13 protein-coding genes are annotated in these 14,693 nt (G+C 63.2%); 5 read left to right on the top strand and 8 right to left on the bottom strand.

Annotated features, from left to right (window positions below):
* The first annotated feature begins 164 nt into the window (after nt 1-164).
* The 5 genes from ACSKT0_RS21300 (at nt 165) to ACSKT0_RS21280 (ending at nt 5,704) form a co-directional block, all read left to right on the top strand.
* The gene (locus ACSKT0_RS21300) at nt 165-1,898 is read left to right on the top strand and encodes an ABC transporter ATP-binding protein (RefSeq protein WP_437771504.1); all 1,734 of its coding nucleotides are present in this window, start codon (nt 165-167) and stop codon (nt 1,896-1,898) included.
* The gene (locus tag ACSKT0_RS21295; RefSeq protein ID WP_437771503.1) at nt 1,895-3,865 is read left to right on the top strand and encodes an ABC transporter ATP-binding protein; all 1,971 of its coding nucleotides are present in this window, start codon (nt 1,895-1,897) and stop codon (nt 3,863-3,865) included. Before ACSKT0_RS21300 ends, ACSKT0_RS21295 begins: the two co-directional genes overlap by 4 nt.
* A gap of 174 nt (nt 3,866-4,039) precedes the next feature.
* Nucleotides 4,040-4,804, top strand: coding sequence for a formylglycine-generating enzyme family protein (locus ACSKT0_RS21290; RefSeq protein ID WP_437771502.1), 765 nt, complete (start codon nt 4,040-4,042; stop codon nt 4,802-4,804).
* 56 nt (nt 4,805-4,860) lie between these two features.
* Nucleotides 4,861-5,193: an ArsR/SmtB family transcription factor gene (locus tag ACSKT0_RS21285; protein WP_437771501.1), complete on the top strand. Its 333-nt coding sequence runs from the start codon at nt 4,861-4,863 to the stop codon at nt 5,191-5,193.
* A 13-nt stretch (nt 5,194-5,206) separates the two neighbouring features.
* Entirely contained in the window at nt 5,207-5,704 is a 498-nt protein-coding gene (locus ACSKT0_RS21280) for an SRPBCC family protein (protein ID WP_437771500.1), read from the top strand.
* 94 nt (nt 5,705-5,798) lie between these two features.
* Here ACSKT0_RS21280 and ACSKT0_RS21275 read toward each other — a convergent pair whose 3' ends face one another.
* The 8 genes from ACSKT0_RS21275 to ACSKT0_RS21240 all read right to left on the bottom strand — a co-directional run bounded on the left by ACSKT0_RS21275 (nt 5,799) and on the right by ACSKT0_RS21240 (nt 14,689).
* Entirely contained in the window at nt 5,799-6,011 is a 213-nt protein-coding gene (locus ACSKT0_RS21275; RefSeq protein ID WP_437771499.1) for a hypothetical protein, read from the bottom strand.
* A 148-nt stretch (nt 6,012-6,159) separates the two neighbouring features.
* Nucleotides 6,160-7,047 carry an N-acetylglucosamine kinase gene (locus ACSKT0_RS21270; protein WP_437771498.1) on the bottom strand — a complete coding sequence of 296 codons (888 nt, stop codon included), beginning with the start codon at nt 7,045-7,047 and terminating at the stop codon, nt 6,160-6,162.
* A gap of 3 nt (nt 7,048-7,050) precedes the next feature.
* The gene (locus tag ACSKT0_RS21265; protein WP_437771497.1) at nt 7,051-8,127 is read right to left on the bottom strand and encodes a hypothetical protein; all 1,077 of its coding nucleotides are present in this window, start codon (nt 8,125-8,127) and stop codon (nt 7,051-7,053) included.
* A gap of 23 nt (nt 8,128-8,150) precedes the next feature.
* On the bottom strand, nt 8,151-10,235 hold the full coding sequence (locus tag ACSKT0_RS21260; protein WP_437771496.1) for a hypothetical protein: 2,085 nt from the start codon (nt 10,233-10,235) through the stop codon (nt 8,151-8,153).
* Between the two features lie 94 nt (nt 10,236-10,329).
* A complete protein-coding gene (locus ACSKT0_RS21255) occupies nt 10,330-11,412 on the bottom strand; it encodes a glycoside hydrolase family 130 protein (RefSeq protein WP_345447175.1) in 1,083 nt (360 codons plus the stop codon).
* Nucleotides 11,413-11,417: 5 nt separating this feature from the next.
* Nucleotides 11,418-12,173: a carbohydrate ABC transporter permease gene (locus ACSKT0_RS21250; RefSeq protein WP_234753454.1), complete on the bottom strand. Its 756-nt coding sequence runs from the start codon at nt 12,171-12,173 to the stop codon at nt 11,418-11,420.
* 229 nt (nt 12,174-12,402) lie between these two features.
* Nucleotides 12,403-13,365 carry a carbohydrate ABC transporter permease gene (locus tag ACSKT0_RS21245; RefSeq protein ID WP_437771495.1) on the bottom strand — a complete coding sequence of 321 codons (963 nt, stop codon included), beginning with the start codon at nt 13,363-13,365 and terminating at the stop codon, nt 12,403-12,405.
* Between the two features lie 13 nt (nt 13,366-13,378).
* Nucleotides 13,379-14,689: an extracellular solute-binding protein gene (locus ACSKT0_RS21240; protein WP_437771494.1), complete on the bottom strand. Its 1,311-nt coding sequence runs from the start codon at nt 14,687-14,689 to the stop codon at nt 13,379-13,381.
* Nucleotides 14,690-14,693 lie beyond the last annotated feature (4 nt).

Raw genomic sequence — 14,693 nt, 5'->3', positions numbered from 1 at the left:
GGAAAGAGGCCCCATAGCTGAGCGAGGGTTGGGGAAAGAGGCCCCATAGCTGAGCGAGGGTTGCACCTGATCCCACGCCACGCTTCGCCCTGAGGGAAAGCTCTAGTTGCCCCCAGCAACCAGTCGTAGACTGGCCTTCGAATCACTACGTGAGTTGGAGAACGATGCTCTGGAAACTTCTCGTTCAGTACCTGCGGCCACATCGGCGGCTGCTGATCGCCGTCGTCGTTTTCCAGTTGGCGCAGTCCATAGCGTCGCTGTACCTGCCCACACTGAATGCCGACATCATTGACGAAGGCGTGGCCAAAGGGGATACCGGGTACATCCTTGGCACCGGCAGCCTCATGTTGCTCATCACCCTCCTGCAGATCGCGTGCTCGATCACGGCCGTGTACTTCGGCGCGAAAGCCGCCATGGGCCTGGGGCGGGACTTGCGCGGGGCCATTTTTACCAGGGTGGGGGAGTTCTCCGAGCAGGAGGTCACCCGTTTCGGCGCTCCCTCGCTGATTACGCGTTCAACCAACGACGTGCAGCAGGTCCAGCAGCTCGTCCTGATGTCCTGCACCCTCATGGTGGCGGCGCCCATGCTCAGCATCGGCGGGGTGATCATGGCCGTCCGGCAGGATGCCCAGTTGTCCTGGCTGATCGCCGTGAGCGTCCCCGTGCTGCTCGTTGCGGTGGGCCTCATTGTTAGCCGGATGGTGCCGCTGTTCCGCAAGATGCAGGTCAGGATCGACACCGTGAACCGCGTCCTCCGAGAACAGTTGGCCGGCATCCGCGTGGTGCGCGCGTTCGTGCGGGAAGACATGGAGACGGAACGCTTCGCCTCGGCCAACCAGGACGTCACGGAGATGGCGCTGCGAGCCGGGCGGCTCATGGCACTCATGTTCCCGGTGGTGATGCTGGTGCTCAACGTCTCCAGCGTGGCCGTGATCTGGTTCGGATCGTTCAGGATCAACGACGGATCCATGCAAGTAGGCACATTGATCGCGTTCCTGAGCTACCTCATGCAGATCCTCATGTCCGTCATGATGGCGACGTTCATGGCCGTCATGATCCCGCGAGCCGCTGTTTCAGCGGACCGCATCGGGCAGGTGCTGGAGACCGAATCGAGTGTGCGGCCTCCCGAGAACCCGGTCACGGAGACGGCTGGCCGCGGCGAGCTGGAATTGCGCGACGTCGGATTCGCCTACCCCGGTGCCGAGCAGCCTGTCCTCAGCGGCATCAGCTTCCGGGCACGCGCAGGCCAGACGACGGCGATCATCGGCAGCACGGGCGCGGGCAAGACCACTTTGGTGAACTTGCTGCCACGGCTCTTCGACGCGAGCAGCGGCTCGGTGCGGATCGACGACGTCGACGTCCGCGAACTGCACCCGGACCTCTTGTGGGGGCACATCGGACTGGTACCGCAAAAGCCCTATCTGTTCTCCGGCACGGTCCGCAGCAACCTGCTCTACGGCAAGCCCGACGCCACCGAGGAAGAACTCTGGCGGGCCCTCTCCATTGCACAGGCCCAGGACTTCGTCGAAGAGATGGAGGGTGGCCTTGACGCTCCGATCTCCCAAGGCGGCACCAACGTTTCCGGCGGCCAACGCCAGCGACTCGCCATTGCCCGGGCACTCGTGAAGCAGCCCGAGCTCTACATCTTCGACGACTCCTTCTCCTCCCTGGACACCGCCACCGACGCGAGGCTCCGCCAAGCGCTCAAGCGCCACACTTCCGGTGCCACGATGGTCATCATTGCGCAGCGGGTATCCAGCATCGCGGATGCTGAGCAGATTCTAGTGCTCGACGACGGGCGGCTGGTGGGGCGCGGAACCCACGAAGAGTTGCTTGAGACTTCAGAAACATACCGGGAGATAGTTTCCTCCCAGCTGGCAGCGGAGGAGGCGGCATGAGCAGCGCACCCAGCACCGCAAACCGCCCTCAGCGTCCCCCGATGGGACCAGGCCGTGGCGGACCTTTCGCGGGAATGAGCATCCCCGCCGAAAAGGCCATGAACTTCCTGCCCTCGGCTAAGCGGCTCCTGGGCACGCTGCGGCCCGAGCGCTTGTGGCTGACCCTGGTTCTCTTCCTCGCGGTGGCAAGCGTGACCCTGTCCGTGATCGGCCCCCGGCTTCTCGGTGAGGGCACCAACCTGATCTTCGCCGGCGTCGTGTCCAAGCAACTTCCCGCCGGGGTGAGCAAGGAACAGGTCATCGAGGGACTGCGAGCTTCCGGCCAGGGCTCCAAAGCGGACATGTTGAAGGGCATGGACCTGACTCCCGGCGTCGGAATCGACTTCGGGGCGTTGTCCTCCATCCTGCTGTGGGTGCTGGTCCTGTATGTCCTGGCCTCGGCGTTCGGCTGGATTCAGGCCTACGTGCTCAACGGCGTCGTGCAGCGGACCGTGTACCGGCTCCGCGAGCAGATCGAGGCGAAAATCAACCGGCTTCCACTGCGCTACTTCGACTCCGTGCAGCGCGGCGAACTGCTCAGCCGCGTGACGAACGACGTCGACAACATTTCGCAAAGCCTCCAACAGTCCATCAGCCAAGCGGTCACGTCCCTGCTCACGGTGGCCGGCGTCATCTTCATGATGTTCCTGCTCTCGCCGATTCTGGCGTTCATCACCCTGGTCACGGTGCCGTTGACACTCGTGACCACCGTGCTGATTGCCAAGCGCTCGCAGAAGTTGTTCGTGGCCCAGTGGAAGAACACCGGCGAGCTGAACGGGCAGATCGAAGAAACCTACACCGGCCACGCGCTCGTGAAGGTGTTCGGCCGTCAGCGCGAAGTGGAGGAGCGGTTCCGCGAGAAGAACGCAGAGCTATTCTCGGCCAGCTTCGGGGCCCAGTTCATCAGCGGCTTGATCATGCCGGCACTGACATTCATCGGCAACCTGGTCTATGTCGGGATCGCGGTGGTGGGTGGCCTTCAAGTAGCTTCGGGCGCCATGCAGTTGGGCGATGTCCAGGCCTTCATCCAGTACTCCCGGCAGTTCACACAGCCCCTGGCCCAGCTCGGTTCGATGGCCAATCTGCTTCAGTCCGGAGTGGCGTCCGCCGAACGCGTCTTCGCGCTGCTCGACACCGAGGAGCAGAGCGCCGATCCTGAGCCTTCGGCCGTTCCCGACGTGACGCGCGGGCGCTTGGTGTTCGAGAACATTTCCTTCTCCTACTCGCCAGACAAGCCGCTGATCCAGAATCTGAGCCTCGTGGCCGAGCCCGGCCAGTCGGTGGCGATCGTCGGGCCCACCGGAGCAGGTAAGACCACCCTTGTGAACCTGATGATGCGCTTCTACGAGCTCGACGCCGGGCGGATAACGCTCGACGGCGTCGACGTCGCCTCGATGTCCCGCTACGAACTGCGCTCACGGATGGGCATGGTCCTCCAGGACACGTGGCTGTTCGGCGGCACCATCCGGGACAACGTCGCCTACGGACGGCCCGATGCCACCGAAGCCGAGATTCTGGAGGCTGCACAAGCAACATACGTGGATCGTTTCGTGCACTCCCTGCCGGAGGGCTACGACACCGTGCTCGACGACGAAGGCAGCAACGTTTCCGCCGGTGAGAAGCAGCTGCTTACCATCGCCCGGGCGTTCCTGGCCCGTCCGTCGGTCTTGATTCTGGACGAGGCCACGAGCTCCGTGGACACCCGGACCGAGGTTCTGGTGCAGAAGGCCATGAATGCCCTGCGTTCTGACCGGACGAGCTTTGTGATCGCGCACCGCCTCTCCACGATCCGCGACGCCAACCTCATCCTGGTCATGGAAGCCGGGCAGATCGTGGAGCAAGGCACGCACGCGGAGCTCCTGGCTGCTGGCGGCGCCTACTCGCGGCTGTACGAAGCCCAGTTCGCGGCGCCGGTGGCGGAGGTCTAAGGTCCTGTGGTTCCCTCGGCGTGACGTGTCACGCTGAGCACTTTTTGGCGCCTTGGGTCAGGGGGAAGACCGGAAATCCGGGAGTTTGGACGCGGCCAGCAGCCAAAAAACTGCCTGGTGTGACACCGGCTGTCGCAGGGAGCGGGGAGACGGCGCGGACTAGGCTTGGATCCCATGGACATCAAGCCGCCACAGCTCCTCAGCCTGCCTGGTGGGCAGATTCAACTCCGGGACGCTCGCAGCGGCCGCACCGATCTGGTGGACCTTGTTGCCTTCGAGATTGGAAGAACAGCAGTAACGGGGGCAGAGTTGGCTGCAATTGCCGGGCGTGAGCTGGCGGACCATCCACGGGCGCCAGCACACGGAGTCACTTGGTTTGATGCAATCGATTGGTGCAATGCGGCCTCGGGAGCCGAAGGGCTCAGCCCGGCATATGCCCGCACCGGACGAAGCGTCGAATGGAACGTCGCGGCCAACGGTTACAGGCTACCCACCGAGGCGGAATGGGAATACGCTTGCCGCGCAGGTTCAGGCGGTCCGCACTATGGTCCGCTCGACGAGATTGCATGGACCGCGAAGGACGGAGCCGCGGCAGCCGTCGAGGCCGGACTCAAGAAACCCAACGAGTTCGGTGCCTACGACATGCTCGGCAATGTCTGGGAGTGGTGCTGGGACTATGCGGACCCGGCGAGATACGGCGACTACAGGATATTTCGCGGCGGTGGCTGGGCTGACGAAGCCTGGAATGTGCGTGCGTCGGTACGGCGGGGCAGCGCTCCCGATGCCGTCCTGGAAGATGTGGGTTTCCGGGTGGCGCGCGGCGCCTGTGGTGTTCCGGCTGCAAGCTCGGCGCAGGGTTGGTCCGCCGAATCCGACCGCGAGCGGGCACGGGTACGCGGCCCGATTCCGTTCGGTTGGACTCCGCTGAAGTTCGACTAGTGCGAAGTATCCATGCCCGTTGACACCCCTCAGTCATCGGAATATCCTACAACCAAATGGTTGTAGATCAGCTCAGCGAAACCGAACTTGACCGCCTGTTCCAGGCTCTTGCCGACCCCACGCGCCGGGATATCGTCCGGCGGGTGACTATCGGGGAGTACTCAGTGTCCGGCTTGGCCGCCCTCTACGCCATGAGTTTCGCCGCCGTCCAGAAGCACGTGGCGGTGTTGGAGCGCGCGTCCCTCATAACGAAGGAGAAGCGTGGAAGGGAGCAGATCGTGCGGGGCAACCATGATGGCTTGCAGAAAGCCCGCCAGCTGCTCGATGAGTACGAGGCGATCTGGCGGCAGCGCGTCGATCGGATCGCAGACATCCTCGCCGGAAAATAGGAAGGGTTCCGTAATGACGGTTATCAGTTCCACTAAGAATCCCGAAGCGTTGACCTTGACCCTCGTCGCTGAGTTCGATGCCAGCCCCGAACAGGTCTGGCAAATCTGGGAAGACCCGCGCCAGCTCGAACGCTGGTGGGGTCCACCCACGTGGCCAGCCACGTTCGAGCAGTACGAGTTCGAGCCGGGCGGGATGGCCAGCTATTACATGACCGGCCCCGACGGCGAAAAACCCCGCGGCTGGTGGCGGATCACGTCCGTCCAGGCTCCGAACAGGCTGGAGTTCGACGACGGTTTTGCCGACGAAAATGGCGCACCCGTCGAGGAGATAGGTGCCGGCCACGCGACCGTGACCCTCGAGGAGATCGGCGACCGCACGCGCATGACGATCCTCTCCATCTTCGAATCAGAAGAGCAGATGAAGAAGATGATCGACATGGGTATGGAAGAGGGAATGAAGGAGGCGGCCGGCCAGATCGACGCGCTCCTTTCCGAGCACTCGCGCGCCTGACCCGCCACTCCCTACGGAGAACGCGGGAGACGCGAACGACGGCGGGAGGTGACTCCCGCCGTCGTCGTCGCTTTGCGCCTGAAAGGTCCGCTGTTTACAGGGACTGCGCGTCGAAGGAGGTGGCCTTGGCCGCGCTGCCGTTCAGGCTGACAGTGAAGGTGTTGGGCCCGCTGCAGGTGACCGCAATGCCGGCCTTGGAAGTGTTGTGGCGCATCGAGAAGTCGTGCACCAGCGCGTCCAGCGTGTGGTGGGTGGTTGAGCGGTCCCAAATCTTGAGGGTTACGGAGTCGGCAGTTTCAAACGTCATTGTTCAGTGCTTCCATTCATGAATCCGGATATCCGGCTATCGCGCCAGTGCGAAAGCCGCCGTACAGCTTTTCCATAGTGCACAGCGAGACGCGGACTGCTCAAGCCAGAACGGCGTTTGTTGCTAGTGAGACTCATCACAGCGGCGCCTAGCCGGATGCTAGCTGCAGTGCGCCGAAGACCGGATCCTGATTGAGGACCTGCAAAGTGTGAAGGCCCCGAGCGGCAAGGGCTATCCGCATGGCTGTCTGCAAGGTGGGCTGGTTCATCCCGAGGCCTCCACCGAGGACAATGGGCCCCTCGATGTTCAGTTGCCCAGCGCATTTCGCCGCCAACGAGGCAAGATCGGCGCCTGCCTGGAGGATCATGTCCAAGGAGGCGGTATGCCCCGAGGCCGCGCACTCGAAGACAATCGGAGATTTGGAAGCCCAAAACTCGCGCCCCGCGTCTCCATGGAAGAGGGCAATCAAACCCTCCGGGCCGAGGAGTCCACACGATTTCACAAGAGCTTTCGTCAACTCGTCCGGGCGTAGCCCGTTGTTCATGCGTTCGAGGCTGTACCTCACCGCTTCACGACCGAACCAGTAACCGCTGCCTTCATCGCCAAGCAAGTAACCCCAGCCGCCCGCACGCGCTTGGTCCACGCCATTGGTGCCCCAGGCCGCCGATCCGGTGCCGGCGATCACTGCGATTCCTGTGTTGAATCCTGCGGCAGCCAGCAGAAGGCGCGTGTCATGGACAACGGAGACGACGGCGTCGGGAGCCAACGGCTGGATCAGTTCCTTCAGTGCGTTCGCGTCTTCGGCGGTGTCGATCCCTCCGGAACCAACCACCACCCGCGCAACGGACCCGCCCTGGAGGGTGGCGAAGACACCCTCCAGGTTGGTGCGGGCTTGGGCGCGGCTCACGTTCTGGACATTGGCGCTACCGCCGGAAGTATCGGCAACGGCGGTGCCATTCAGCCATTTGATGCCGCGCGTCTTCGAACCTCCGATGTCCAGACCTACGACGGCGCCGATCATGCCGGGGTGTGCCACTGCTTAGCCCTGGTCTGCGCGGTAGAAGTACATCTCACGCGATCCCGAAGGGGCATCCCAGCCTTGGGCGAACATCCAGCTTCCGCCGAACTTGAGAAGTCCGCCCCAAGCCAGCGATCCACCCCTGTGCACCGCTTTCTGTGTGAACGGCTGCTTCACGTCATAGAGCGCCTGCGCGGCGGAGAATTGGCCGTCTGCGTCGCCGTAGAAGAAGTCGAGCACGAGCTTGCCGCCGTCGCCCCCGGTGCCGCCGTCGTCGACAATGGCGCAGGCCACTTCGTGCAGTGAGCCGCCCAGCGGCCCAAGGTCCAGGTATTCCTGCGGTTCAAACGTCCAGTTCACCATGTCGGCGGACCGCCCCACATGGGTGGTTCCGCCGCAGCCCTCGGACAGGTACATCAGGTAGTGGCCACCGATCTTGACGGCGTCGCCCTGGGCGTTTCGGGGGATGACGGCCCCCTTGGCCCAGAACCGCGAAACCTCGTAGGGGACGGCCAGGCCGAGCTTTTCCCAATGGATCAGGTCGTCGGACACCGCGACATTGATGTCGCAGCCGACGTCGCCAAGGGGATAGACATCCGGGTCCTGGCCGGCCTGCTCTTCGCTGCGGTCGATCGTCCAGATCCCGTTGTAGAACATGTAGTAGCGGCCATTGGCCTGGTACACCTTGGGGTCTTCGCAGCCAAGGATCTCATTGTCCTGGGTGGGGTAGATCACGGGATTGGAAGGGCTGTCCTGCCAACCGGTTTCCGGATCGTAGACCGCGACGCCGATACGGCTCGAGACCGATTCCTTCCGCGGGGATGCACGGTAGAAAAGGTAGAGTTTGCCGTCGCGCTCCATGACGGAGGGATTGAAGATTGAATCCGCAGTCCAACCGATGCCGGTGGGATCGGCCCAGTCCTGGACTTGCCGGAACGTCAGGGAATCGTCCTTGCGGAACGGGCCCACTGCCCATTCCGGGTGCTCAGGGTACTCGGCGGAAAACTGGTCGGTGGAAATGGTGTCGGTCAGCGGATTGCTGAACGTGAGTGCTCCCTCGTAGCTGTGGAGCAGGGCTTCTTTGGTGATTTTCTGCATGGTTCTTCCTATGGGGATAGCTGCTAGTTGCGGACCAGGGTCACCCAGGTGAACCCACCCGGGGCTACAGTGACGCGGCCGGAGTGGTCTGCGCCGTTCTGATCTGGACCTGGTGTGACGGGCTGGCCGGAAGCGTCAAAGGCCTGCTGGCTCAAATGGAACCCTTGGGGCACGTCCACTTTTCGATCGGTGCTTCCCGACGCCGCGCTGATGTACAGGGTCGATTGGCCTCCGGAGCCGGAGACGGAAACCGAGGAAATCTGCGGCTGCAGCAGCACACCGTCGATCGACACGTCGCTTCCGGCCTTGGCCATCAAGCTGTCCTGCCCTGCCGGAATTGCGTGGTCAAGGGAGAACGGGAAGAGCTTGCCCGGAGCCGCCGTGATACCTTGCTCGCCGGCGCCACCGTTGGGCGTGGTGCCGAGGAAAGTGCTCCCGGATGTCCACGACGTGGTTCCGGCGGCTTCGGGGCGCTGGTTCACGATCGGGTACGCATTCCGTCCCTGGTCCGAGACCGGGACCGTGATCTTCAGGGTGCCGCCCGCGTTGAGGGCAACGTACGCGCCGCCTGACCAGTTCGCCTCACCGGTCCATGCGGAGGCAGGCTTGACGACTGCGCCGCCGGTGATGGTCCCGGTTTCGGCTTCGGCCACCTTGAGTCCGTCCGTCCCCACGGTGCTGCTGATCCCCAGGGCCTTGGCCTTGAGCTCTGGATTGGCATCCAGAGCGAGCATGGACAACAACGTGTGAATGGTGGATTCCGCCCCGGAGTTGGGGTTGACGCGGCCGTCGGTTTCGATGCCGTCGATCGCGGTGCCTGTTGCCGGGTTATAGGCGGGCTTTCCACTGCGGTTCGCACCGAAGTACCAGCCCGCAGCAACCGCCGCGACGTCCAGCAGGCCCGGAGCATTCGCAGCCTTGGCGGTCGCCACGAGTCCTTCGACTCGTGAGTCCACGCCGTAGGCTATCTGTGCCTCACCCGGGGTCGGGCTCCAGGCATTGTCCGGTCCGCCCGCGGCGAGGAGCTGCGGAGTGAATTGGGCGGAGTCCTTCACGGCGGCAGTCAGCAGATCAGGCCGATGCAGTACCGGGGACGCATTCGCGACGGCGGCCGCGGCCATTCCGCCCCAAGCGTGCCACAGGGTTCGGGACTGGTTCCACGGAAGAATCGCGCCGAAGGGCCACTGCTGAACCGATCCTGAGGACATACCGGCGACACCTTCGGTGAGCTGGCTCAGCGCGGTAGCGGCAGCGCCGTCGTCGGGCGCTGCCTTCGAGTAGGCGGAGAGTCCGAGCACGGCTTCCGCCGAGGCATCCGCCCCTCCGGTGATGAGCCAGGCAGGGACCTTGGCGCCGTCGGCAATGTCGTACTTCCCGTACTTGGCGAGGGACTGCTTGTTCAGGGACCCGACGGCGAGGTCCAGCCTGGACTGCAGGAACGCGGCGAACTGGGGATCGGCAGACTTGAACGCGGCATACCCTTCGCCCAGCGCCCACACGGTCCGGGCAAGCCAGTAGGACTCGGCTGAATCGCTGGGGTCAGGAAGCTCTACCGGCTTGGCACTCGGCGTCAGTGTGCCATCCGCTTGCTGCCACAAGACCACGTTTCCGGCGTTGGGGCCGGAGATTGTCTGCAAATACGTCAGCTCGCGCAGCATGTCGAAGGCACGGGTGCGGCTCGAGGCGTCACCGGTCTGCTGCCAGTGGCGCAAGTAGACGACGGCGGTGCGGGCGATGTCGTCCGCGTTGAAGGCCCCTTGGCTCCAGTAACCCGTGGTTGCGTCCTTGGAACCTCCTCCTACCCGCGTATAGCTTCCGTCAGCATTCTTGTTGGCATACGTCCACGGTGCCTGTGCCGCGGGGTGTTCACCGATCTGGTACGTCGTGTGGCCATCCACAGCGTGAAGAGGAACGGTGTCCAGCAGGAAATTCAGGTGGGACAGATTGGTCAGCGGCGCCTGGGACGCCGTGGCCGGCGCCTGCGACGCAGCAGCCGGAACCGGCTGCGTCGCTGAGGCAACCCCCGCCCCGGCCAGGAGCATCGACAGCGTTGCAACAACTGCGACCGGGGTGGATTTCAGTCGTGCATAAACAAGGGGAGGTGTCATGTCGAACTCCTAGGGGCGTGGAAGAACAAGGGCTGGACTACTGAAGCCGGGGTGCTGCCTAAGGCGCGGACCGGTCCTTGGCGTGGTACCGCTTTTAGGCGCGGTCCAGGCGTGCCACGCCGATCTTCGAATCAGCCATGCCATAGAAGACGAACAACTGCTCGCCGATCTTCTCTATTGCCGTGGGGAAAACGACGTTGGGGACGATGCCTGAGATCTCGTCTTCCGTTTCCGGTGCCAGGAGCGGCTTGTCGCTGCGGGCGATCACGATGGAGGGATCGTCACTGTCGAGGATCATCGCAGCGGCTGTGTAGTTGACGTTCTGCTGGTGGTCGAAGGCGGACTTTTCCATCGACCCGGAGACGCCGTGGTAGATCAGGAGCCAGCCCTCGTCGACGCGGATCGGTGCCGGTCCGCCGCCGATCTTGAGTTCTTCGAAGGGGAACTCGCTCAGGGCCACGAGCTTGTGCTTGCGCATGTGGACGAGGTTGCGGATGTCCTTCTCGACGTCGGCAACTGCGACGTAGGAAATCCAGATACCCGGGCGGTTGTCATCGAGGCCGGCCGGCAGGTGCTCGCCTTCGCCCTCGCGGATCCACCCAAGGTCCCACATGGGGCGGTGCAGCAAAGCGTAGGAGGGAACGCCGTCGGGATCGTTGACCGGTTCCGGGAAGAACACAGCGTCCTTGTTGGCGAACAAGTTCAAGTCCATGGACAAGTCCGCCTGGTACTCGAAATGGCAGGGCCCCAGGCGGTCCCAGGTGCGCAGGTCTTCGGAATGGGCGAAGGCCAGGCGGGGACCCAGCGGTCCGTAGGCAACATAGGTCATCAGGTGGCGGCCGAGGGACGGTACCCAGGTGACGCGGGGATCTTCCGTTCCCGCGTTGTTGAGGCCCCGTTCCCACCCTTCGTCCGGTGCCAGGACAACGCCCTGGCGTTCGACGCCGGACGGGACGCCGTCGTCGCCGATGATCACCTTGGCGAGCCCGACGCGGGAGACATTGCCCTTGGCCACGAGGCGCGGCAGGAGGTACAGCTCGCCGTCGGGTCCGCGGCCGCTGGCCGGGTTGAGGACGCCTTCGGCTTCGAATTCGTTCCCGTCCTCCGGGGTCATGATGACGCCGGCGCGGGTGAGGGTGAACGGGACGGTGGGGAGTGCTGAAGTTGAGGAAGTCATAGAGCTTAGCCCTTTACGCTTGATCCGATATTGGTGGAAATGAATTGGCGCTGGAAGAAGATGAACAGCGCGACGGCGGGGGCCGCGAGAACGCAGGCACCGGCAAGGATGGCGCCAAACGGGTTGGATGCCGTGGCGGCGATGTTCGAGATGTAGTTCGCCAGCGAGACGGCGAGAGGCTGAATGGCTTGGTCCTTGGTGACGAGGAACGGCCACAGGAACTCATTCCACGGGCCGATGAAAGTCAGCAGGACTGCCGTGACAATGGCAGGCCGGACCAAGGGGATCGCGATCTGCCAGAGGATCCTCAGTTCACTGGCTCCGTCGATGCGGGCGGCCTCGAACAAGGTGGAGGGCAGCTGCATGAAGTACTGACGGAAGACGAACACTGCGGTGGAATTGATCGCGAACGGCAGGATCATGCCCAGGTACGTGTCCGCGAGCCCGTAGTCCCGCACGATCATGACGTACAGCGGGATGAGCAGGAGCTGGAACGGAATCATCTGCACCAGCAGCATCATCCCGAAGACAAACCCTTTACCGCGGAATTGCATCTGGGCGAGCGCGTAGCCCACCAGGAGCCCGAACACCACTGTGAAGAAGATGACGCCGCCGGTGAAAACACCCGAGTTGACCAGGCCTTTCAGCAGGTCGATCGAGTTGTTGATGTTGCTGTAGTTCTCGCCGGTGATGTTTGCCGGGCTAGGGAACGCTCCGCCCACCGAAGTGTCCGGGGAAGTCTGCAGCGAGCCGATGAACATGTAGTAAAACGGGAAGAGGAAGACGAAGGCTCCAAGGGCCAGAAGCAAGAAGCTGCCCACCCCCAGATTCTTGCGCTTCGCCACGGAACTGCCCTTTCGGGAGGCCTCGGATCCCGGTGCGTCAGCACTGGAAGCAGCTTCGGAGGCCCTTCCTTCGGAAGCGCCGGCACGTGGCCGGCGGGCGTCGTCGTCGTCGTTCCTGAGAGGCGCTTTATTGAAAATCGACACGTCAGTCCTCCTTCCCGCCTACGAGGCGTTTCTGGATCAGGGCGATCAGCAACACGCCGATCACCAGCACCACACCCAGCGCTGCTGCCACATCGGGATTCCCCTGAAGGATTCCCTTCTGGTACATCAGGAACACCGGCGAGGTCGAGGCGCCGTCCGGCCCGCCTCCGCCTGTGAGCAGATAGGGCTCGGTGAACAGGTTCGCTCCGGTGATGGTGGCGAGCAAGGTCACCAGCACGCTGGCCGAGCGCACTCCCGGAACGGTGATGTTCCAGAACTGGACCCATTTGTTTCCGCCGTCCACCGAGGCAGACTCGTACAGCTCGTCCGGGATGTTCTGCAGCGCGGCCAGGTAGAGCAGGATGAAGAATCCCAATTGCTTCCAGGTCACGTACAAAGCAACCGTTGGCATTGCCAGCCAGGAGTTCGTCAACCACGAGGGGTTCGGGGCCAGCGGCCCCAGAATGGCGTTGACCAGCCCGTTCTGCTGGAACAGGAACAGCCAGACCCCGACGACGGCGACGCTCGCCGTGACGTACGGGACGTAGTAGCTGACCCGGAAGAAGGTCTTGAGCCGTGTCACGCGGTTCAAAGCGTTGGCCAGGACCAGGGACAGACCCACCGTCAGCGGCACGTTGATGATCAGGAAGACGCCGATATTGGCGAAGGAACGCTGTACTTCCGGATCGGACAGGACGTTGATGTAGTTGTCCAACCCTACGAAGGGCCGGTCAACCTGGACGCCCGGAGCGGTGAAGAAGAACTGATGGAAGGAGATGTAGACGGCGTACCCCAGGGGATATGCCAGCACTCCAAGGACGAAGATGACGTAGGGGGCGCTGAACAGCAGTCCCAGAGGCTGGCGGCCCAGGAAGTTCTTGCGTTTCCTGGGCGCCTGCCGCTGGTCCACGGTCCGCCCGGCAGTGTCTCCCGTAGCGGGACCCCCAGCTGAGCGAAGTGACATGGGGATTCGCCTGCTACTTCTGGGCTGCCAGTTGGTTGATTTTGTCAGAAGCACCCTTGAAAGCGTCGTCGATGCTCTGGTTGCCGAAGATCACGGACTTGCTCCAAGCGTCACGGAAGGTCTGCCAGATCTGGACTGAGTTGGAGACGTTGGGGACTTCCACGGTGCGTGCGGCTTCGTCGGCGAAGGTCTTGTAGGCCGGGTTCTGGCTGAAGTAGTCCGCGTACGTGGTGGGCAAGTCCTTGCGCATCGGCATCTGGCCGGTGCCGGAGAGGAGCTTGCCGTCTTGTTCCTTGCTGGTGGCGAACTTCATGACCTCCCACGCTGTGCCCTGGTTCTTGCACGCGGAGTACATGGCGATGTTCTTGGCGTCAGAGAAGGTGGAGCCGTTGGTCTGGGCTTGGGTACCCGGGACCGGGACCGTGCCCCAGTTCACCTTGCCCTTGTAAGCGGCGACGGCCCAGGGGCCCGCGAGGGACATGGCGGCCTTTCCGTCAGCGAAGGAGTCCCCCTTGTACGCTTCCTTGGAAGCCAGGTTCTCCTTGTAGAGGGTCTGGAACATCGTGGCGACCTGCTTGCCTTGATCGCTGTCAAAGGTGGACTTGCCATCCTTAAGCAGGGTTGTGCCACCCGAACTGGCGGCATAGAACGGGTAGAAGTCGAACCAGGGCTGGTAGAAGTCGCTCGTAGGCGAAGGCCACACGGCGTTGGCAACCGCGCCGGACTTCACAAGGGTGCGGGCAGTGTCCAGGAACTCGGACTGCGTGGCAAGCTTGGGGTTTGCCGGGTCCAGTCCGGCCTTCGCGAAGAGGTCCTTGTTGTAGAAGAGGACCACCGGGTTGGACTTCCAGGGAAGCTGGTATGTCTTGCCGTCGGATGACTTGTACTGGTTGGCGAGATCGCCGGTGCGGTCCTTGATGTACTGGGCGCCATCCGGGAAGGAGTCCAACGGGACCAGGCCACCCTGCTTCTGGAACTGCGGAACAGCTACCGGGGCCGTGTTGAAGACCAGGCAGGGAGCATTGCCGGCGGTAATTGCTGCCCCGATGACCTCTTCGGAGCTCTTGCCTGCCGGGATTTCCTGAGCATCGACCTGCTGGTCCGGGTGGGCAGCGTTCCATGAGGCCACCATATCCTTGCCCCATTTCACCTCGAACTCGTTGTTGGAGTACCAGATCTTGATGGGACCCTTGGCCGTGGTGGCAGCGTTCGCTCCAGAAGCTGTGCCGCTGGAGGCGCCTCCACCGCATGCGGCCAGGCCGGCACCGATAACGGCGATGGCGGTAAGGGAGAGGACTCTCGAACTAATTTTTCCGTGCTTCATTGCA

It is taken from the genome of Arthrobacter sp. KNU40, from assembly GCF_051515115.1.
Classification (GTDB): domain Bacteria; phylum Actinomycetota; class Actinomycetes; order Actinomycetales; family Micrococcaceae; genus Arthrobacter.
The sequence above is the reverse complement of the archived record's forward strand: the minus strand, read 5'-3'. Positions and strand labels throughout refer to the sequence as shown.